The 20,541-nt window shown below is 63.3% G+C and carries 20 protein-coding genes and 1 tRNA gene; 14 read left to right on the forward strand and 7 right to left on the reverse strand.

The genetic code is table 11. The features are described 5' to 3' along the window. The first annotated feature begins 9 nt into the window (after positions 1 to 9). From APS40_RS20840 to APS40_RS20850, 3 genes are all read left to right on the forward strand, one after another. Positions 10 to 291, forward strand: a complete 282-nt coding sequence (locus tag APS40_RS20840; RefSeq protein WP_197279377.1) for an FAD assembly factor SdhE — start codon at positions 10 to 12, stop codon at positions 289 to 291. After that, positions 288 to 3,779, forward strand: coding sequence for a transcription-repair coupling factor (gene mfd / locus APS40_RS20845; protein WP_055048871.1), 3,492 nt, complete (start codon positions 288 to 290; stop codon positions 3,777 to 3,779). Before APS40_RS20840 ends, mfd begins: the two co-directional genes overlap by 4 nt. Before the next feature lie 118 nt (positions 3,780 to 3,897). Continuing rightward, a complete protein-coding gene (locus APS40_RS20850) occupies positions 3,898 to 4,623 on the forward strand; it encodes an invasion associated locus B family protein (RefSeq protein WP_055048872.1) in 726 nt (241 codons plus the stop codon). 285 nt (positions 4,624 to 4,908) lie between these two features. Here APS40_RS20850 and APS40_RS20855 read toward each other — a convergent pair whose 3' ends face one another. The 3 genes from APS40_RS20855 to APS40_RS20865 are packed head-to-tail and all read right to left on the reverse strand — an operon-like array spanning position 4,909 to position 6,999. Next, the gene (locus APS40_RS20855) at positions 4,909 to 6,069 is read right to left on the reverse strand and encodes an FAD-dependent monooxygenase (RefSeq protein ID WP_055048873.1); all 1,161 of its coding nucleotides are present in this window, start codon (positions 6,067 to 6,069) and stop codon (positions 4,909 to 4,911) included. Then, the gene (locus APS40_RS20860; RefSeq protein ID WP_055048874.1) at positions 6,066 to 6,539 is read right to left on the reverse strand and encodes a DUF6691 family protein; all 474 of its coding nucleotides are present in this window, start codon (positions 6,537 to 6,539) and stop codon (positions 6,066 to 6,068) included. The genes APS40_RS20855 and APS40_RS20860 overlap by 4 nt, the downstream gene beginning before the upstream one ends. A 1-nt stretch (position 6,540) precedes the next feature. Beyond that, a complete protein-coding gene (locus tag APS40_RS20865; RefSeq protein WP_055048875.1) occupies positions 6,541 to 6,999 on the reverse strand; it encodes a YeeE/YedE family protein in 459 nt (152 codons plus the stop codon). A gap of 201 nt (positions 7,000 to 7,200) precedes the next feature. On the opposite strand from APS40_RS20865, the gene APS40_RS20870 reads away from it, so the two are divergent. From APS40_RS20870 to APS40_RS25640, 7 genes are all read left to right on the forward strand, one after another. Then, entirely contained in the window at positions 7,201 to 8,070 is an 870-nt protein-coding gene (locus tag APS40_RS20870) for a TerC family protein (protein ID WP_082434579.1), read from the forward strand. Between the two features lie 4 nt (positions 8,071 to 8,074). Then, a complete protein-coding gene (locus tag APS40_RS20875) occupies positions 8,075 to 9,046 on the forward strand; it encodes a quinone oxidoreductase family protein (RefSeq protein ID WP_055048876.1) in 972 nt (323 codons plus the stop codon). Between the two features lie 30 nt (positions 9,047 to 9,076). After that, positions 9,077 to 9,166 (forward strand) — tRNA-Ser (locus APS40_RS20880). An 80-nt stretch (positions 9,167 to 9,246) separates the two neighbouring features. Continuing rightward, on the forward strand, positions 9,247 to 9,603 hold the full coding sequence (locus APS40_RS20885) for a hypothetical protein (RefSeq protein ID WP_055048877.1): 357 nt from the start codon (positions 9,247 to 9,249) through the stop codon (positions 9,601 to 9,603). A 689-nt stretch (positions 9,604 to 10,292) separates the two neighbouring features. Further along, positions 10,293 to 10,418: a hypothetical protein gene (locus APS40_RS25480; protein WP_257720963.1), complete on the forward strand. Its 126-nt coding sequence runs from the start codon at positions 10,293 to 10,295 to the stop codon at positions 10,416 to 10,418. Continuing rightward, on the forward strand, positions 10,415 to 10,918 hold the full coding sequence (locus APS40_RS25550; RefSeq protein WP_335338167.1) for a hypothetical protein: 504 nt from the start codon (positions 10,415 to 10,417) through the stop codon (positions 10,916 to 10,918). The genes APS40_RS25480 and APS40_RS25550 overlap by 4 nt, the downstream gene beginning before the upstream one ends. Further along, positions 10,896 to 11,210 (forward strand): helix-turn-helix domain-containing protein, encoded by a 315-nt coding sequence (locus APS40_RS25640; protein ID WP_442855826.1) that lies wholly within the window; start codon positions 10,896 to 10,898, stop codon positions 11,208 to 11,210. Before APS40_RS25550 ends, APS40_RS25640 begins: the two co-directional genes overlap by 23 nt. Here the strand turns inward: APS40_RS25640 and APS40_RS20900 are convergent. The 3 genes from APS40_RS20900 to APS40_RS20910 all read right to left on the reverse strand — a co-directional run bounded on the left by APS40_RS20900 (position 11,207) and on the right by APS40_RS20910 (position 16,517). Beyond that, a complete protein-coding gene (locus APS40_RS20900; RefSeq protein ID WP_055048879.1) occupies positions 11,207 to 11,521 on the reverse strand; it encodes a hypothetical protein in 315 nt (104 codons plus the stop codon). The genes APS40_RS25640 and APS40_RS20900 overlap by 4 nt on opposite strands. A 272-nt stretch (positions 11,522 to 11,793) precedes the next feature. Then, on the reverse strand, positions 11,794 to 13,464 hold the full coding sequence (locus APS40_RS20905) for a hypothetical protein (RefSeq protein ID WP_055048880.1): 1,671 nt from the start codon (positions 13,462 to 13,464) through the stop codon (positions 11,794 to 11,796). Between the two features lie 686 nt (positions 13,465 to 14,150). Beyond that, complete coding sequence (locus tag APS40_RS20910; RefSeq protein ID WP_055048881.1) at positions 14,151 to 16,517, reverse strand: tape measure protein; 2,367 nt, start codon at positions 16,515 to 16,517, stop codon at positions 14,151 to 14,153. 287 nt (positions 16,518 to 16,804) lie between these two features. Between APS40_RS20910 and APS40_RS20915 the strand changes: the two genes are divergently transcribed. The 4 genes from APS40_RS20915 (at position 16,805) to APS40_RS25225 (ending at position 19,802) form a co-directional block, all read left to right on the forward strand. Next, the gene (locus tag APS40_RS20915) at positions 16,805 to 17,431 is read left to right on the forward strand and encodes a hypothetical protein (RefSeq protein WP_236884149.1); all 627 of its coding nucleotides are present in this window, start codon (positions 16,805 to 16,807) and stop codon (positions 17,429 to 17,431) included. 237 nt (positions 17,432 to 17,668) lie between these two features. Then, the gene (locus APS40_RS20920; protein ID WP_055048882.1) at positions 17,669 to 18,262 is read left to right on the forward strand and encodes a hypothetical protein; all 594 of its coding nucleotides are present in this window, start codon (positions 17,669 to 17,671) and stop codon (positions 18,260 to 18,262) included. A gap of 169 nt (positions 18,263 to 18,431) precedes the next feature. Next, positions 18,432 to 18,581 carry a hypothetical protein gene (locus APS40_RS25035; RefSeq protein ID WP_156343029.1) on the forward strand — a complete coding sequence of 50 codons (150 nt, stop codon included), beginning with the start codon at positions 18,432 to 18,434 and terminating at the stop codon, positions 18,579 to 18,581. A 195-nt stretch (positions 18,582 to 18,776) separates the two neighbouring features. Further along, the gene (locus APS40_RS25225; protein WP_197279378.1) at positions 18,777 to 19,802 is read left to right on the forward strand and encodes an AbiTii domain-containing protein; all 1,026 of its coding nucleotides are present in this window, start codon (positions 18,777 to 18,779) and stop codon (positions 19,800 to 19,802) included. Positions 19,803 to 19,924: 122 nt separating this feature from the next. Here the strand turns inward: APS40_RS25225 and APS40_RS20930 are convergent, their stop codons facing one another. Then, a complete protein-coding gene (locus APS40_RS20930) occupies positions 19,925 to 20,428 on the reverse strand; it encodes a hypothetical protein (protein WP_055048883.1) in 504 nt (167 codons plus the stop codon). Positions 20,429 to 20,541 lie beyond the last annotated feature (113 nt).

The following is a 20,541-nucleotide window of genomic DNA, read 5'->3' on the forward strand; positions in this document are numbered from 1 at the left end:
CACCCGATCATGGCCCTTCAAAAAGACGCCGGTGAAGATTCCGCTATGCGGTTGCGCCGGTTGCGCTATCGCGCCTGGCACCGCGGCACCAAGGAGATGGACCTGTTGCTCGGGCCCTACGCCGATGCCCGGCTCGCGGGCATGGATGGGGCGGAACTCGATCGCTTCGAGACGCTTCTGGAGGAACTGGATACCGACCTCCTTGCCTGGCTGATGGGGCAGGAGCCGGCGCCAGCCGATGCCGATCACGAGATGCTTGCCGACCTCCTGACGTTCCGGACCGCCAAATGACCGACCAGCGCGCCGACCGCACCCTTTCCAACGTCCCTGACGGCATGCAGCCGGTGGTGCTGGCGCGTCTCGTCGAGGAGCGGCTGAAAGCCTCTCCCGCTGCGCCGGTGAGCGCCGTGTTCGTGGCGCGCGACGGGCGGCGCATGCAGCGCATGGTCGAGATCCTCGAGCAGCTGATGCCCGGGCATCAACTGCTCACCCTGCCGGCCTGGGACTGCCTGCCCTATGACCGGGTGTCGCCGAACGGAGTGACCATCGCGGCCCGCATGACGACGCTCTCCACTCTCGCTGGCGGCACCGCCAAGGGCGCGATCGTCCTCACCACGGTCAATGCCCTGGTGCAGAAGCTGCCGCCGCGTGACGTGGTGGCCGGGATGAGCTTTGCCGCCGCGGCAGGGCAGGTGGTCGACAGCGAGAAGCTGATCGCCTGGGCTGCCGGCAACGGCTATCTGCGCGTGCCGACGGTGCGTGAGACTGGCGAGTATGCGGTGCGCGGCGGCTTGGTGGATCTCTTTCCGGCCGGCGCCGAGTCGCCGCTGCGCTTCGACTTTTTCGGCAAGCAGCTCGAGACCATCCGCACCTTCGATGCGGACAGCCAGCGCACCACCGGCAATCTGAAGCACATCGCGCTGGCGCCGATGAGCGAGGTGCTGCTGAGCGAAGAGGCGATCCGCCGCTTCCGCGCCCGCTACACCACGATGTTTGGCGGCAACACCGTAGATGATCCGCTCTATGCCGCGGTGAGTGCCGGCCAGCGCTACCCGGGCGTCGAGCATTGGACGCCGTTCTTCTACGACGAACTCGACCACCTCGCCGCCTATACCGAAGACGCGCCGTTCGTCTTCGACGATCAGGCGCGGGAGGCCTTCGCCGACCGGCAGACGCAGATTTCCGACTATTACCAGGCGCGCGAAGAGGCGCGGCACGAGAAGCAGGCGCAGGGCGCGGCGCCCTATAAGCCGGTGCCTCCGGCGCAGCTCTATGAGATGGAGCGCGGGCCCTATGGGCTGGCGCCCGACAAGGGCGTGGTGCAATTGTCGCCGTTCGCGTCGCCCGACACGCGCAAGGTTGACGATGCGGGCGGGCGGGTGGCGCCGAGTTTCGCCGCCGAACGGCAGGCGCAGGACGTCAACCTGTTCGAAGCCGTGGTGAGGCTGTTCCGCGCTGAACGGAAGAAAGCCCGCAAGACCATCATTGCCTGCTGGTCGGAAGGCTCGCGCGACCGCATGGCGCAGGTGCTCGCCGATCACGGGCTGGAGCACCCGCGGCTCGCCGAGAACTGGCGCGACGCCGAGACAACTTCGCCCGAGACCACCGCCCTGGTGGTGCTGGGCCTCGAGTCCGGCTTCCAGACCGACGACATGCTGGTGCTCTCCGAGCAGGATATCCTCGGCGAGCGGCTGCTGCGGCCGCAGAAGCGGCGCAAGGCCTCGGACGCGCTGACCGAGGCCGCCGGCCTCGCCGCCGGCGACCTGGTGGTGCATGTCGACCACGGCATCGGTCGCTTCCTCGGTCTGAAGACCATCGAGGTGCAGGGCGCGCCGCACGACTGCGTCGAGATCGAGTATGCCGGCAACACCAAGCTCTATTTGCCGGTCGAGAATATCGAACTGCTGTCGCGTTACGGCGCCGACGCCATCATCGAGCTCGACAAGCTGGGCGGCGTCGCCTGGCAGGCCAAGAAGAGCAAGCTCAAGAAGCGCATCCGCGACATGGCGGAGCAGCTGATCAAGATCGCCGCACTGCGCCAGCTCTCCACCGTGCCGCCCATGGACGTGCAGCCGGGACTCTACGAGGAATTCGCGGCGCGCTTCCCCTATGACGAGACCGAGGACCAACTGGCAGCGATCAACGCCGTGTTCGAAGACCTGGCCTCCGGCCGCGTCATGGACCGGCTGGTCTGCGGCGATGTTGGCTTCGGCAAGACGGAAGTGGCGCTGCGCGCCGCCTTTGCAGTGGCGATGTCCGGGCGTCAGGTGGCGGTGGTCGTCCCGACCACGCTGCTGTCGCGCCAGCATTTCAAGACCTTCAGCGAGCGCTTTTCCGGGCTGCCTCTGCGGATCCGGCAGGCCTCGCGGCTGGTGTCCTCGACCGAACTCAAGGCGACCCGGGAGGAGTTGGAAAAGGGCACGGTCGACATCGTCGTCGGCACGCACGCGCTGCTGGCCAAATCCATCCAGTTCAAGGATCTGGGCCTCCTCATCATCGACGAGGAGCAGCATTTCGGCGTCGCGCACAAGGAGCGCCTGAAGGAGTTGAAGGGCAACGTCCATGTGCTGACGCTGACCGCAACGCCGATCCCCCGCACGCTGCAGCTGGCCCTGACCGGGGTGCGCGACCTGTCGCTCTTGGCGACGCCGCCGATCGACCGCCTCGCCATCCGCACCTTCGTCTCGCCGTTCGATCCGCTCAGCGTGCGCGAGGCGCTGCTGCGCGAAAAGTATCGCGGCGGCCAGGCCTTCTACGTGGTGCCCAAGATCAAGGATCAGCCCGATATCGCCGAGTTCCTTCGCCAGCAGGTGCCGGAGGTGAGTTATGTCGTCGCCAATGGCCAGATGGCGCCGGGCGAACTCGACGACATCATGAACAATTTCTACGACGGCAAGTTCGACGTGCTGGTGGCGACCACGATCGTCGAATCCGGGCTCGATATCCCCAATGCGAATACGCTGATCGTGCACCGGGCCGACAATTTCGGCCTCGCCCAGCTCTACCAGATCCGCGGGCGCATCGGCCGGGCCAAGCAGCGTGCCTATGCGCTGTTCACCATCCCGCCCGATCGCAAGCTCAACGACACCGCCGAGCGGCGCCTGACCGTGCTACAATCGCTCGAGACACTGGGGGCAGGGTTTCAGCTGGCGAGCCACGATCTCGATATCCGGGGCGCCGGCAACCTGCTTGGCGACGAGCAGTCAGGTCATATCCGCGAGGTCGGGTTCGAGCTCTACCAGGCGATGCTGGAAGAGGCCGTGGCGGCGCTGCGCGACGGCGATGCGGACTACGAGGAGCGCAACGAGTGGAGCCCGACCATCTCCTTGGGCATGCCGGTGATGATCCCCGAGTACTACGTGCCCGACCTGCAGCTCAGGATGCAGCTCTATCGCCGTCTGGGCGATCTGTCGGATGCGCGCGAGATCGATGCGGCGGGCGCCGAACTGATCGATCGCTTCGGACCGCTCCCCGAGGAAGTGGAAGCGCTGCTCAAGGTGATCCTGGTGAAGGCGCTTTGCCGCACCGCCAATGTCGAGAAGGTCGATGCTGGCCCGAAGGGGGCAGTCGTTACCCTGCGGAACAAGACGTTCCCCAACCCTGCCGGGCTGGTGCGCATGGTGTCTGATCCGCAAATGCAGGTGCGGATCAAGCCTGATCAGAAACTCGTGTTCAGCCGTGACTGGCCGACAGCTGACGCACGACTGAAAGGAACCGCTGCGATACTGTCGAGAATGGCCCGTCTCGCCGCTGAATCGGGTGCCGCGGCAACACTCTGAGGTTAAAGCTTTCGGAAGTCCTGTCGGTCATGTTATTGCCCGATTTCGTGCCTTGAAGAGCGCACGAAATAGGGTGGCCGGGAGAGTCACCGATGGTAGGACACCACAAGGAAATTCAATGACCCTCAAAAAGCTCGTCGTTGCTGGTTTCGCGGTTGCCGCACTGATGATGCCCTCGTTCGGGGCGCTCGCGCAGGACGCCGCTCCGGCAGCCCCCGCCGAGGGTGGGGCCGCACCGGCTGCGCCCGCTGCCGATGCTGCTGCCAAGCCTGCGGCGCCGGCCGCCAATGCCAATCCCGCTCAGAACTGGCTCAAGGTCTGCGACCCCATCGATGGCGGCAAGCAGGCTTGCATCATGCGTCAGGTCGTCGTCGCCAATGGCCAGTTCCTCGGCTCGTTCCTGCTGCGCGACGATCCGGGCCAGGAGAGCCGTCTGCTCGCCGTCGCCGCGGTGCCGCTCGGGGTGCTGCTGCCGTTCGGCCTCACTTGGCAGATCGACGGCGGCAAGCCGATCCGCGTGCCGTTCATGCTGTGCGACCCGCAGAGCTGCGCCACCCAGCTGGTGATCAACGAGGCCTATGTGAACAGCCTCAAGAAGGGCGGGGTGCTGAAGCTCACCGCCAAGAACCGCCAGAACAAGGACCTGGTGATCGACATCACGCTCGCCGGTTTCACCTCGGTCTATGACGGCGCCGCCGCGATGACCTTCGACGAATTCAACAAGCAGTCGACCACGCCGTCGGCGCTGGAAAAGCAGCTGCAGGATCGCGCCGAAGAGCTGCGCAAGCAGCTCGGCACCGATGGCGCCGCTCCTGCTCCGACCACGCCGGCTGCCCCGCAATAAGCGGGTCGGATGCAGGAATCGAAAGGGCGCCTTCGGGCGCCCTTTTTGTTTGATGACTTGACCTCCGATCAATGATCCTCTGTGGACCCTGGCGGCGGTTGAGCTGACCCACTGCAGTTGCCCCACCGAGTTTGGAGCGCTGTCTGGTGGCAATCGGGGCGCCGGGCCTAGGGGCGCAGTTGTGGGATTTCTAGCCTCAGCGAGCGTTGCAGCATCCCACCAGGTTCCCGCCTGCGCGGGAAAGACGTCGCTGGTGTGCTGATACGCTTTGGTTCACCTGAGCTTTCACCCCCGTCCCATCCCCAGCCCGAAGGCCCGCTTCCGCAGTGGGGGGACCAGGCGCAGGGCCCAGAGGCCGCCGGCCCGCAGCGCTTGGGCCGGCAGGAAATCGCTGAGCAGCGAGCGGAACAGCGCGTCGACCATGCCGCCGGTGCGCTCGAGATCCTCGGCGCGGCGGTGTGCGTAATCCGTACTCACGGCGGCGGCCCAACCGGGCATGGTCCGGTCCGCGGCAGCGAGCGACGCCGCGAGGTCGGCGACATCGCGCAACCCCAGATTGAGCCCTTGCGCGCCGATCGGCGGGAAAGCATGCGCCGCCTCGCCGGCAAGCACGATGCCATCCATGCCGGCGCGCTCGACGGTGAGGGTCGAGAGCAGGAACATGTGTGCCGGCGTCAGCAACTGGATGTCGCCGAACAGCCGCTGCGACTTCTCGAGGAAGGTGGCGCGCAGCCCATCCTGGCCGCTGGCCTGCGCCGCCTTCAACACGTCGCGATCGTCGATCCAGACCAGGTTGGCGCGCGACCCGCCGGCCGGAACCAGCGTAAACGGTCCCTGTTCGTAGTGGAACTCGACCGAAGCGCCGCCGAGCGGACGGCCCAGTTCCAGATCGCAGACCAGCGCCGACTGGGTGAAACCATGCTCGCGGGCGCGGAAATCGGTGGCGACACGCACCAGCGATTTCTTGCCGTCGGAGCCGACGACGAATGGCGCCTCGACCGTAGTGCCGTCGGCAAGCGTCAGCACCCAGCCGCTGTCGCCGCGCTCTATGCTGGCGAGCGCCAGCTCGCGTGTCTCCAGATTGCCAAGCGTGGCCCGGGCCGCCTCGAACGCGTCCAGCAGCTTGATGTTTGGAAAGTTCCAGCCGAAGGCTTCGAGCCCCGCATCCTTGCTGTCGAACAGCGTTTCGGGCGCGCGGATCAGCCGATCGGTGGCGTCGATGATGCGGATCTGGGTCAGCGGGTGGCCGAGCGCGGCCGGGTCGCTGATCAGGCCCGAGGCCCGCAGGTAGTCGACGCTCGGGCCCATCAGCGCCGAAGTCCGGCGGTCGGGCGGTCCCTTGGGGGCGAGGTGCAGGGTGCGTAGCCCGGCGCGAGCGACGGCGACAGCCGCTGCGACACCGGCGAGCCCGCCGCCCACCACCACGGCTTCGGGGGCGCCGGTCATCGGGCCAGCGCCAGCCGCTTGTCGCGGCCGCTCGGGATGATCAACGCCCCCGCATAGGAGCCGGCGAACAGGGCGAGCAGGAAGATCAGCAGGTTGTCGGGCCAGAAGCCGATCAGCGCGATCGCCGGACCGGGGCAGATGCCCGACATCCCCCAGCCGACGCCGAACAGTGCCGCGCCGGTGAGCAGCGGCGCATCGATATGATGGAATTCGGGCTCGTGGAACTGAGCATCGAACTGCGGCGCCTGACGCCGCTTGCCGATCCGTACGGCGACAAACATCACCAGAATCGCGGGGACGATGACGAAGGCGAGGCTCGGGTCCCAGCCACCGGTGGGAATGGCGGTGAAATCGAGAAAGCGCAGGACCTTCAGCGGATCGACCATCTGCGACACGTAGAGACCGGCGCCGAACAGCAGGCCGCTGAGCGCGGCGGTGGCGAGATAGGGCAAACGCAGGTTGGCGGTCATTTCAGACGATCCCGGTAAGGGTGACGGTGAGGATGGCGACCGAGAAGAATACGCCGACGGCGACGAACGAACGCTTCGACAGCCGGGCGATGCCGCAGACGCCGTGTCCCGAGGTGCAGCCATTGCCGATCTTGGTGCCGAAGCCGATCAGCAGGCCGGAAATCGCGATCCATAGTGGGGTAGGAATGTTCCAGCCCGGCGGCGGCGATGCCAGCTGCGCCGGTGCACCGCCGGGCCCGCCGACCCCCAGGCCGGGGACCAGCCAGGAGGTCGCCAATGCGCCGAGCACAAGGGCGGCGAGGAACACCAGCCGCCACACCACCGTCCGGGCCGGCGGTAGCAACTGCCCGAAGATTCCCGAGATACCGGCAATGCGGCCATTGCCGAGCCAGAGCACGGCGGAGGCAAGCCCGATGAGCGCACCGCCGATCAGGGCGGGGAGGGGAGAGAACGAGTCCATGGCGGGAACTTTCGAATGGGATCGAACACTTATCTTATCAGTGAGCCGTTCGCCGGGCCAGCTTCGGCGCGATGCGATCGTCCCACCAGCCGGCACCGCGATGAAAAACCGCACCCTGTGTGGAGCGATGCACGCACTCTTCCAACCGGGGAGAGCTGGCCCTAAGTATGTCGCCTCGCGATCATTCATCTGGAGCTGTCGATGCTGGAACTCCTCTCCGATCCCAACGCGTGGGCCGCTTTCCTGACCCTCACGGCGATGGAGATCGTGCTCGGCATCGACAACATCGTCTTTATTTCCGTGCTGGTGTCGCGCCTGCCCAAGGAGCAGGCCGACAGGGCGCGCAAGCTCGGCCTGGCGCTGGCGCTGATCTTCCGTATCCTGCTGCTCCTGGTGATCTCATGGATCATCGGCTTGACGCAGCCGGCCTTCGAGATCATGGGCTTTGCGCCCTCGTGGAAGGATCTCATCCTGATCGCCGGCGGCGCCTTCCTCGTTTACAAGGCGACGCACGAAATGCATGCCGAGATCGAGGAGCCGCACGAGGCCGATCTCAAGCAGCAGGCCACCAAGGCGTTCGCGGCGATCATCGGCCAGATCATCGTCATCGACCTGGTGTTCTCGATCGACTCGATCGTCACCGCCGTGGGCATGGCCGACCAGGTCGAGGTGATGATCGCTGCGGTGATCGTCGCGGTCGGCGTGATGTTCGTGGCGTCGGGCCCGGTGGCCGACTTCGTCGCCAAGCATCCGACCACCAAGATGCTGGCGCTCGCCTTCCTGCTGCTGATCGGCACCTCGCTGGTGGCCGATGGCCTGGGCTTCCACATCCCCAAGGGCTACATCTACGCCGCCATGGGCTTCTCGGTGCTGGTCGAGGCGATCAACATCATTGCCAAGGAGCGCCGCAACCGGCGCGCCGCCGGTGCCGGCCTGCCGCACGAGGCCGCCGCCGCCACCCATGTTTCCGCCAACGCCGCCGCCGAGGCCCTCGCCCCGGCCAAGCCCCGGCCGAAATCGACGCCCGCCTCGCGGGCCCGCGCCAAGCCGAAATCAGCCCCGAGGAAGTAAGCCGATGAGCCGCGCCTTTGTCGTCCGTGAATATGGTGGCCCCGAGCAACTGAAGCTCGAGGATGTGGAAGTCGGTGCGCCCGGGGCGGGCCAGCTGAAGATCCGCAACCGCGCCATCGGTCTCAACTTCGTCGACGTCTACCAGCGCACCGGCCTCTACAAGACGCCGCTGCCGTTCACCGCCGGCAACGAGGGGGCCGGCGAAGTGATCGCCGTGGGACCTGGCGTGAGCGACTTCAAGGTCGGCGACCGCATCGCCTACCAGGGTCCGGTCGGCGCCTATGCCGACGAGCGGCTGCTGCCGGCCGACAAGGCCGTGCACCTGCCGCAGGCCATCAGCTACGAAGTCGCTGCCGCGGCACTGCTGAAGGGCGCCACGGCGTTCTACCTGCTGCACTGGACGCACGCGCTGAAGGCCGGTGAGACCATCCTGGTGCACGCCGCCGCCGGCGGCACCGGGCAGATTCTGGTGCAGTGGGCAAAGGCCATCGGCGCCCGGGTGATCGGCACCGCCGGCTCGGATGAGAAGTGCGAGATCGTGCGCCAGTGCGGGGCCGACCTTGCCATCAACTACAAGACCGACGATTTCGTCGCGCGGGTGAAGGAGTTCACCGGCGGCAAGGGGGTCGACGTGGTCTATGACGGTGTGGGGCAGGCAACCTTCGAGCCTTCGCTCGATTGCCTCAAGCTGCGTGGCCTGATGGTCAGCTTCGGCAATGCTTCCGGCCCGGTGTCGATGCCTCGGCTCGGCATCCTCGCCGACAAGGGCTCGCTCTACGTGACGCGACCGACCGGAGCGGCGTATTTCCGCACCGCCGAGGATATTCGCACGGCGGCCGATGCGCTGTTCAACATGATCGAACTTGGCAGGATCGAGGTGGCAATCGACCAGACCCGGCCGCTGGCCGAGGCGGTGGAAGCGCAGAAGGCGCTCGAAGCCCGAGCCACCACCGGCTCGACGCTGCTCTTGCCGTAAGGCGCGGCTGCCGCTAAACGCGTCGGCGTCGGGTAGGTGGCAGAGCGGTTGATTGCTCCGGTCTTGAAAACCGGCGAACGTGAAAGCGTTCCGGGGGTTCGAATCCCTCCCTACCCGCCAAACCTATTGATATTGCTTGGTTATTTGTCGTATTTCGGTCGCATCATAACGCTCGGCATAACGGCCGTTGGGGGGCTGCGGTGGAGACGAAGAAGGCAATTGGCCGGCAAGGCTGGTGGTTCGCCAGTGTCGACGGGAAAGCGCTGCCCTGTGTGCATAAGTACTGGTGGCCGAGCGGTGCCATCTACCACGACCCTTTTGAGCGCCATGAAGGGCGCAACATACAGAACCAGTTGAATGAGTACGTTGGCGCGATCATGAATGGTCATCAGGTCATACTAACCGACGACAAAGCGATGCTGGATTCCAACGGCAAACTTGTGGGGTTCCAGCGATCTCGCTACATCGCCGTTTACGACGTAGACGACGTCGAATTCTCAGTCGCTAATGGCCTTCGGTTTCGGTTCGTTAGGCGCTTGCATGAGTTGGAGCCTTGAAGGGGGCGCCCAACCGGACGGCCCCTTCAGTTGTGCTGCCCTACGCCGCCTCGAGCACGTCATCTAGGCAAACGAAGCGTCGACCGTCGTCAAGTCGGACGATGTAGCTGTACTGATCGCCTTTCGCCGGCGTTGGCTCCATGCGGCCGACTACACTGCCGACGTCCTCAAGTAGGGTGCGGATCCGCTGGCCGAGTGCGAAGGTGGGGGTAGGGGATTGGTTCATGTTCTGCTCCAGATCGGCTTCTGAGGGCCGTTTGCCGGAGGGCGGCCCGGCACCGGGAGTCTCAGAACATGTCCAGAGAACATGCGCCGCGGTCTTCCCCAAAAGGGTCTTGTATAACCGTGGCACTCCCGGCATAAGTATGCCGGTCACGCCGACGACAAATCGGCGCGGTCTTTTCGGCGGCTAAGATCCTTGCAGGGATATTTGCCGGCGCTCTGGGTGCGGAGGGCTTGCAGGCCCAACCGCGGGAGTTTCTGAGGCTCCGCGAACCATCCTGAACCTTTGGATATGACAAGCAGCAAGGAAACTGCCCTAACGGGCGGCGAACTTGTCGTTTGCATAATTGACAAATCCGTCAGATTTGCTTGTAGGTAACGTAATATGCGTTGTCGCATATTCCTCGGCAGGGGCATGCGTTATTATGAGTTGGTGCGATGTTGCTGAGGTGTGCTAGCAGCGGTGCATGACATGGACTCGTATTGTACTTATTGGCGTAGCTTTCGTCATCGCGGTATCGGCGATCGCGCTGTCGCTCACCGTGCCGCTGGGTGACGCCGAACCGGGCCTAATCGGCTGGCTCGTCCAGTGACCGAAGAGCGCAAGCCTCGGCGCCAAGACATCCTCCCTCTATCCCTGCCGCCGCTGGGACTGAGGCGCGAAGTCGCCGCCGCCTACATCGACGTCAGCCCAACTAAGTTCGATCAGATGGTCGCCGACGGCCGGATGCCCAAACCGAAGGTGATCGACACGCGTCGAGTGTGGTCGCGCATCGAGATCGAGCAGGCATTCGCCCGCCTGCCTGGGGGCGCCGAGGATGAGCAGGAAGAGGACGAGTGGGAGATCCCGCCCGAAACGCCGGAATTCCGTGCATGGCGGGAGTCGAGAGCTCTTACCGCTTGGGAGAGAAAGTTGCTGCTCTCACTCCATCGGCGCGGCGCTCCTGCAGCCCCCGAGTCGCTTGCGGGTGCAGGCCCGCAATCTCGCGCCAGCTTGGCCAAGCGAGGCTTCATACTGGACGATGGGAAGACGCTGTCATTGACCGACTCGGGGCGAGAGCTAGCAGCCGATGCCGCGCGTTCTTGGGCGTAATACCGAACCCGACGACGGCCCGCTCGGCAAGATTTACACGCTCGCCGAGGCAGCGGAGTACCTACGCACCACCAAATCCGCCGTCTCACGGATTGCTCGCCGAACTGGTCACTGTTCGATCTTCGGTAGCCGCACCATGCGGTTCAGTGAAAGTGATCTACTGGCGCTGTGGGACGCATGTCGAGTCACCCCAACCACGCCACGGGAGAGGTTGCCTCCTCGGCGGTCGGAAGAAGAGACGCACCGGCGAGCGCTCGAGCTTCTGGCTAGGCCGCGGAAGCCGAAGGGTTAGCTCGCCTTTCTGGCCCGGTTGTAAGCGTTGAACTCCAATGCCGACGTCACCGACTCGTCGAAGCTGACATCTCGGAAGTGCGTGGCCGTCGGGTTGTGGAACTCGATCAACGGCCGCGGGTGGCCACAAGCTGGACAACTGAGCCGGTCGCGCATCTCGCGCATGCTGGCGTACAGGTCGAAGCTGGACCCGAAAACGAGCTCCAACATGCTCAGATCCATCGGCGCCTTTCGGCGGCAGGCTTCACATTCCTGAATAACCTGACGGCCGGCTTCGATGAACTCGCGGACTGTCTTAGGGAAGGTGTTCATTGTCGACTCCTGCACTGAGAGAGTCGACGGCTATCAGACGGTACGAAACGAGAACAAGTCCGTGGATACTGTGAAAGTCTCCGGCTAGTGCCAGGAACGATCAAGGAACAGTAAGTGCTCACTGGTACCGGTCACAGTGGCTGTAGCAGCCGACATCCGGGGCAAGACGTCGGCTGCAGGTCCGCCGCTCCTCCAGGGAAAAGGATTCGGACGGTCACATGTGGCGCGGTGGGGCGTTAGGCGGACGTGATCATATCCCCCGCGGCCGGTCGCTAAACGTACCAACCTGGCGCGGTCGCCGTACCGGCCGCGTTGCCGGGGATGAAGCTAGCGCCGCCGCCGCCCGTGTTGATGCCGCCGCCTGTCGACGTGTTGTAACGTGTGCCGGTGGCTGCCCCTGAGAAGGTGACGCCCACAAGCTCGACCAGGCCCATCGACTGAGCGCCTACGGTAATCCAGCTGAAAGCCGGCGTGCCGGTAAGCGTCACGGTGATGCCGAAGAACAAGACGATTCCGCCGTAAATGGCCTGCGCTAAACAGGACATGCCGCCAGAGATAAGCTGCCCCGTCGAGATCATCAGGATAGCGCCCGGATCGTCGGCTCGGTATGCGCCGGTAAAGCCGCCCGTGCTGCCGCCGGCCAACTCCATGTTGGAAGCTGTCACGCGCCCAGGGGCTGAAACGCGGACGGCTGACCCGCCGGTGGAGGAAAAAGTCGTCTTGAAGCCCTTGATAGTCAAAGGACAAGGAAGGGCGGAACTAACAAGGAAACACGAGCCCGCCAAGCTCACGTGGACGTTAGCCGGCGAAGCGGTGTTTCCCTCGATCGTGATGCCGGAGCCGCCTAGTGGCATTGCCGACATGTTGAGGCCGGCGGAATAGGTCCCGTTCTCGACTTTGATCGTCGCGGAGAAGGTCGACAAGTCTAGCGCCGCTACGGTGTTCCATGCCTTCTGCAAAGTCAGGAAGGCGCCGCCCGACGTATTCGCGAGTCCGGTGTTGCTGTCGCTGCCATCGGTTCGGACGTAATAGGTGCGGTTCGCGGCGAGGGTTTCTCTGATCACCCCAGCCGCCATCTTGGCATATGTGATGCTGCCATCCGCGGGCGTCAGCGAAAGTTGCGCAAACACGATGCCAGTGGTTCCGAGCGTCCCGCCTGCGTTGCTGGTGCAATACCAGAATGAGTCGGCGAGCGCGGTCCCTTCCTGGACGACTATGAGTGCGCCGGGGTGCTCGTTGTACGTGTCGAACTCAGTTGACCGGGCGGGCGACGTACCGACCACATAAACGCCGTTCTCGGCCGGCGCCGCTTGGTTCTTGACCAGTACAAGGTCGCCGGTCGCCAGCGTGACGCCATCGAGGCTATCGCCGTTGTTGAGGGCCGTGGCGATCGTGATATTCGCGGTAGTTGCCGCGCGCACCGTCCCACGCCTAGCCACGCCTGCCGCGGCTGCGGCAATCTTGCCGTTCACCTCGGCAATTGCCGCCTGCGTGTCGGTAGAGGTCAGGTCGCCGGTGGGGGTGAAGGCGATATCTGATGCCGCTCCTCCTCCCCCAACCTCGTCATCTACCCAGGCAACGGCATAGTCGTCGCCAGAAACCTTCCCGAGCACCTGACCAGCGTCGCCACCTTGAGGCAAGCCACGCTGACCGAGCGCTTCCAACACCTCGCGCGTCCTCTCCTGCACCCGCACCGAGTCCGGGGTAATGCGAACCTCGTACGGATCCGACGTCATTGCCGTGCCGGGCCAGCCGACTGCGAGCTCGTAGACACCGCCACCAGTGACGGAGGCAATGCGCTGCGGCGGCACGAGCGGCTGCGCCGGGTCGCAGAACAAGTCGCCGGCATAGATGGCGTTAGAAACTGCACCGACGATGGTGAGGGTCGTGGCGCCATTGGCAACCGACGCAGTGCCGGTGTTGTAGATGGTCGGCAGGGGCAATTATCGGCCCTCCGAGTTATTCGGAAAGCGACGAGCTTCCTCCGCCTTCGCCAAGGCAACCAGGCGAGCAGCGTCCTCGGCAATGTGCTGCCGATTCTCGGGCGTATTGATGCGTTCGCGCTGGGGGCGCGTTGTCTTGGTCATGGTGTTTCCTGCTGCAGGTGCGCCCTCACGCGCTGTTGATCAGCGCGGTAGGCGGCGTATGATTGGGGGTAAAGGCCGCCCGTATTGCGCCGTCGGCCTTCAGGGAGGTCCGGATGCTGAGGGGGCGTTACGGGTACGGTTGGATGATCATTGCATGGCTGGCGATCGTGGTTCTGATCGCCGCCGGCATCTTGTTGGTAGGCCTTATGGCTACCCCTAGAGGCTAGCCAGGTTGCCGCCGGTGTGCGGACTCTGATAAGTGAAACTCAGGGAATGCCACCGCCCGTTTCTCATGCGCACGTTGCCCGCGTGCGGAGAAGAGCGGTTATGGCTTTCATCATCACCTACTCAATGTTGACCGGGACATGGCGACGTGAAGCAGCGACCCCAGAGGCGGCGGTAGTGCAGTATCACGAGCTGAAGAGCGCCGGGGCTGGGCGCGGATCATAATCCACGACACGTCTGGCCGCGCTTACACGCTGGATGAACTCACCGGTCCGTTGGGACCAGCAACGGGATCGCCGGCCGATAAATCGCGGTAGCTACAAGTTGCGCGTGGCTTTTGCGCGGCGCACGGCCCCAACTACTCGCGACGGAAATTCCGCATCGCGCTGCTTGATCATCGCCTCCAGGCGAGCCAATCCGGCCGCGTCAGCATTGGGCGCGTTGATTGTGGTGCGGGCGTCAACAGTCACTCCGCCCCCACCACGCACGGCCACCGCGCCGCTCGGCGGCCCCATCAGGCGGCCGGCCGCCATCGCCTCAAGGTTGCCCACGCCGATGCGGCGCGTGGCCTCCTGGTCGAAGACGTACTCGCCCTTATGGACGACGCCAGCGGGCTCGTGCTTGCCACCGGCGCCGGTGTAACCGCCGCTCGCAAAACCCAACAACTGCCCGACCAGGCCGAAACTGTCGCCCTTGCCGAACAGAGTATCCAGGCCGAGCCCGATTAGCCGGTTTCCGACATCAACCAGCGCGTTCGACAGCGCTTCTGCGGCGCTTTTCCCGTCCAACAAATCCTGGATGAAGGACGACGTCGCATCCTTGAGCGTGTCGCGCATGAACTGCGCGGACTCGCGGACCTTGTCCTGATTCTCGGCGAGCTTGGCGGCCTCGACGGTCGCCTGCGCGTAACCTGCCGCGAGTTGGTCGATCGCCGATCGCAACTTTGGTGTTGCGGCCGACATTTCTGCCGTCTTGATCAGCCCGGCTTCTTTGGCGGCGTTCAGCAGATCCTGTTCTGCGCGAGCTCGCTCGAGAGCGAAGCCGTAGTCATTGACCAGCGGGTTCAACTGCGCCTGCGCGGCAGTTTCGGCCTGCAAGTCAGCGGTGCGTTTCCGCATCGCTTCGAGCGCCTTCTCGTACTCGTTCGGCTTGCCGGTGTCGCCGCCACCACTCCCGGTGCCGCTCGGCCGATCACCCGTGCCTTCTGGCGTCAGGCGGATCGCGTCGATCTCTTTGAACTGGCGCAGCAGATCGGCGAACGCGGTTTCGGCCTGGGCCAGTCGGGTCTCGGAGTCGCCGACGATGGCGTCCCAGTACTCCTTCTGGTGCTGCGCGATCTTCTCATCGGACACGCCCATGAGGCGGTCGACTTTGTACACATAATCAGCCTGCGCCTGCGCCTTGACGCGGGCCGCTGCGGCCTGCGCGCGAGCTTCACCGAGGGCGACCGAAGCAGCTTTTAGCTGGACGGCAATCTGCTTCTGCAGAGCAGCGCGAAACTCGTCCGAGGAGTCTCGGGCAAGATCCAGTTTAGTCTGGTTCTCACCAATTGCCTTGGTGTGAGCATCGGCGGCACGAGCGGCATCACCCTCTGCGTATACCATCAGGGCGTAAGCGGCCGCTGCGGCGCCGGCGAGAATGGCGATAGGGCCGAGCGCTGCGCTGAAGCTAACCGCGGTGAGCGTGCCGCTTGCCATGGCGGCAAGGAAGCCGCCAAGCGCAACCGTGGCTTGCACGATCGGAACGATGATAAGGCGGCCGGCAAATGCGCCAGCCAGGATGGCCGCGAAGTTGGCAACTACCGGCGCCAACTCAGCGAAGTGCTCCGCTACATAGTTGAGGGCATCGATGAGGCCCTGGGTGGCGCCGGTCGCGACACCAGCGGTGCCGATGTAGGCGGTGAATTCGTTGTTGATGCGGGTGAACGCATCCTTGATGGTCGACTGGGTCGCGTTAAACGCGGCCTCGATGTCGGCGCCGCCCTTCAGGATCGCCTTGAAGACGCGGTCCGAGGTGATCTTCCCCTCTGCGCCGAGCTCCTTGAGCTCGCCGATGGTGACGCCAAATTCCTCGGCAATCGCCTTGGCGAGGAGGGGCGCGTTCTCGCGCAGCGAGCGCAGTTCGTCGCCCTGCAGGAAGCCTGAACCGATCGCCTGGCCAAGCTGGATCAGCGCTGCGGCCTGCTCCTGCGCCGAGGCGCCGCCAGCCTTCAGGGATTTGGCGACGATATCGGTGGCGCGAGCCACCTCGAGCTCGGTGGCGGCCACATTGGGTGACGCGCGCAGCAGGCGGGCGTACAGGTCGACGTAGTCGCCGAACTCCTGGCGTGCGCCATTGGCGCTGTTCTTGAGTTCATCGAGAGAGCGGGCCTGTTGCCCACTCACCTGCGCGGCGGCGGCGATCTTGTTGCCGGCCTCAGTCCAGGCGTCCGAGAAGCGGATAATTTCGCGGACGCCGAGGGTGCCGATGACGGGGCCGAGCAGCGACTGCAGACCGCCCAGCGACCCCTTCACCGACGAATTCAGACGCTCGAATGAAGCAGCGTTGCGAGCGTTCATCTGCACGAAGCGCCGCTCGGTCTGTGCGGCGAACCGGTCAATCTGGCGATTGAGCTGCACGAGGGAATTCTGGAGCTTTTTAGACTGGGCCTCGAGCACGATGATGAGCTTGGTCGAGTCATCCATTCGCAGCACGCTCCAGAGCGTCCGCAGCCTGGCGCAATAACAACGCGACTTGCGTGGGTGAGTAGCTGAGGAGCGCAAGGCGTGAGCCCTCCACCCAGAGCTGGATAGCAAGGTCGTCGGGATCGGCGCCCGTTGAGATAAGCGCACGACAATGGGTTGCGAGATCCGCAGCGATGCGGTCGGGATCGGGAGGCATAGCAATGTCCTGACGGGTTAACCGAGTGTGAACGCCAGTATTGCGGCGCTCGGTTTGACGTGCTTCATTAGCCCAAGGGATGGGGGTTCCAATGAAGTTGGCTGTTGTTGCGGCTGTCGCCGCGTCTCTTATTGTTGGCGGCTGCTCCTACGCAGCCAAGCCGATCGCTGTGGGCTCTTACAATGTGTACTCTTCGTACGACGGAAAGCTGCCCGGAAAATACCTATTGTACGTGGAGGCGGCACCACTCGACCGGCCAATAAAGCCTTCCGACTTCAACTGCTCTGCACATACTTTCCCGCTTCAGCTATCCAACTCTTTTGCGGAGTCCGTGCGTCAGACGCTTACAAACGTCGTGGCGGAAATTGAGGTAGTTCAAACGCCTGTCGACAGGGTAGAGCTGGGAAAGCGCGGCGCACGCGGAATGATCGTTGTGCGGGGCGAGTCTGTCGATGGCCGGTTGCGCGTCGTGCCTGGCTTCTGGACGGCAGGCATCGAAACAGACGTCGAGATCGTCGCATCGATCACTGTCGATGGCAAACAGGGCCGGCTGCTGGGGAGCACGGTATCTGGTTTGGGGCACTCTCAAGGTGACGCAGGCTTCGCCTGTGGCGGCGGCGGGGCCGCGTTGGCGGACGCGGCCGGCAAGTCGGTGGAGCAGACGCTAACTAGGCTCGGCGAGGCCTTGGTCAATTCCGAGCGGGTGCGCGGCACTTGATTGCTCTCGCTTCCCTCGCAGTAGCGCTGAGTTGGCAGGACCGACTAGCGCGCCAGACCCATCAATCTATGTTCCGACCGAAGTCTCTCAATCTTGGTCGTGCCAGCCGCGCAAAACCTGCGGCAAGATCGGCTCGTGCGAGGAGGCCGAGTACTACCTCTACAACTGCTCATGGGGCGGGAAGCTCGACGGCGACGGCGATGACGCCCCTTGTAAGGAACTATGCGGGAGCAACAATTGAGTTCAGCGCCGGTCGCCTTGGATGGAAACATCTGGACCCTAATTCAGTTCGGCGTGATCACGGGTCTAGCAACAGCGGTGTTCAATGCGCTCTTTGGACTCCTGAAAGAGTGGCTGGACCGAGGGCGGCTAGACGGGCGTGCGCGCCGGCAGAGTGCCCAATTGATCGTCGATACCCTTGAGCAATATGCCCAAGCATGCTCGCAGATGATCGCAATGAACGGTCACGAGCGGGACCAAGGCAGCGTGCCGAGCATGATCGTGCTTCCGACTCTCGGCTCCTACCCGTCGAATGACGATTGGAGGTCATTTCCGCCTCGCCTGACTCGCCGACTACACGATTTGCGAAGCGAGATAGACACTGCCAATTTGAAATCTCGGAACACCTTCGAAGTCACCCGAGATCCCGACGAGCAGGCTCAGGAAGCAGAAAAGTACGCAGCAATCACAGGCTGGGAGGGGGTGAGGATTTCGAGGGATATCCGGCGCCGGTTTTGCTTAGGCGGCAGACGTAAGCTCGTCGGAAGGGGCCCCGACCAGCACCTGCTTGAGAAAGCCAAGGCTGCGCGTGCTTATGTCAGAGAAGGCTAGCCACTCTGCAAGGAGAATTTGCCTGGACGCCGGCCGACTTGTGGCGAACGTACCGCGAACATTGAAGGCGTGGGCGCCTGCCTTATTTCGTTTGCAGCAGTAACCGAATCGAGCGCACAAAAGCGAAGCGCTCTCCGCATTGAGTTTTTTCTCAATGACGGAGTCTGTCGTGACCAAGCGCCGCGTGCCCAAAATCACAACGAAGCCACTGCTGCCGAAGTGGCTCGCCACAGCGTTGGCGTTCGCTGTGCCCAAGCTACTCGGCGGCATCCTGTACAAGGTCGGGATGTTGCTCGCCGCACTGATGGGGCTGGGCTAACAACCTTAAGGAGGGGGTGGGTGGAGAACGGCAAAAGATCAACAAAGGCCAGTCCTCTGAACCGACCGCTGTCCATTAGTTACTTTTTGTAACCTCAACATTTCAATCGCGGCGCTGCGCGTAGTGGGGGCGCGGCGGCCAGCGATCGGCGCGGTCGTAGAGATCAGACCCACCCCCTCCCATGCAGAGACACCCGTGCACGATACCATGCAGACAATGTCCCGGAAGGCGCTAGCTGAAGCCCTCACGCTCGCTGAGGAAACTCTGACCGATATAGAATTGACTCGAATTCCGCTGAGCGCGGTGATGCTAAAGGCATCGAGACTGGCACGCTTGCTTTCCGACGACGATTACCGACTGGCATTTGAATGCGAAGCCTCGGGTTACTCGACCGGAGCAAAGCTGTTGCCGCCCGATCGTTTCGAGGCTGCTCGATTGGCCGGACGTGTAGTTGTCGAGACAGAAGAAGGAAAGGAGGTCGAGAAGGCGTACACTGACGCAATTAGTACATTAGAAGAGCGAATAGTTACGTCTCGCCTTGCTATAGAAGCTGCCCGAGACCCCGACGTTGCAATCTCATCTTCAAATCCGAGCCAATACGTTTGGAGTCCAGCGGGGAACACCAAAGAACGGACAAGCCTAAGGAATGTGATCAGAACGGACAGTGCACTTGTTGCCAGAAGTCGCGGGTTTGTACACGGATACGTCAGCCGTAAGTATCAGGAGTTGCGATTCTCGGGAATTGCTGACGACATTTTCTCTCGTCTAAGAACATCGGTCGACGATGCTATCGGCGACGCGGTGCCGAAATCTGTCGAGAAATTTGCGTCGATCTACGAGAACCTCGCGTCCGACAATCCCGAGGATTGGGCAAACGCTGTCCATAGCTGCCGACGCATTCTTCAGGACCTAGCGGATGTGCTTTTTCCCCCTCAAGCTGACCGTGTTGTGGAAATTAACGGGAAGACAAAATCGATAAAGCTTGGCGTCGATAACTACATCAACCGCCTTGTGGCTTTCGTTGAAGACAATGCGGCATCTGAAAGATTCGAGGCCATCGTCGGGTCAAATCTCTCCTTTTTGGGAGACCGCCTGGACGCTGCTTTTGAGGCCGCTCAGAAGGGAAGCCATGCTCAAATAGCAACAAGGTCGGAGGCCGACAGATATGTCGTCTACACCTACATGTTGGTGGCTGACCTTCTATCCCTAGTTACCCACTGAACCAAAGCGGAGTACCATTTAGTGGCCAACGATGACAAACCCAAGGAACCACCCCCGCCTCCTCCGCCGCCGCCGGATCGGATGGAAGTGAAGAGCGGCGACCCGAGCAAAATCCAGAAGCGTTAGGCGCCGATCGCCAAGCCAGTACCGGCTCCGATTAGTGCGACAAGTGGTGTGGCCATGCCGAATATCTTGGCCACCCACAGTGCACGCGCGGTTCGCAGATTGAGGTCGCGGTTCGCGTCCTGCATGGGATTGAGTTGGTCTAGATACGCGACGGCAGCCGTCTGCAAGCTGACCCCATCGTTCTTGATTGCCCACAACCAAAAGTCTGGAGCCTTGCCAGGTGCGTTCACGCGCGTCATCTTCATGGCAACAAAGCAAAGGGCAGCGCCTATCAGCAATGACATGGTTGCGCTGGCGAGGGCACAACCGGCTATAGTTGGAATAGGACTAGCCGGGGCGAAGGCAGCGGCCAGTCCCGTTGCTGTCGCCGTAGCCAAGGTCAGATAGAAGCCTAAGAGGGTCATCGCCTGCTGATCCGTTATCAGGATCAGGTTCAGAATTGCCTCGTGTCGTGTCCTCGCATCTTCAATTGCCGCGACTATACCGCCCTCAGAATTCAATGGTTCCTCTCCCGTTGCTAGGCGCCTCAAACTGACGTCGGTTATCCAGCCACATGTCGGGCTTGTTCCCAAGCCCCACGGTCGTCGAATGTGCGCTGCGGTCGCAAAGCCAC

This window comes from Devosia sp. A16, assembly GCF_001402915.1.
Taxonomy (GTDB): Bacteria; Pseudomonadota; Alphaproteobacteria; order Rhizobiales; family Devosiaceae; genus Devosia_A.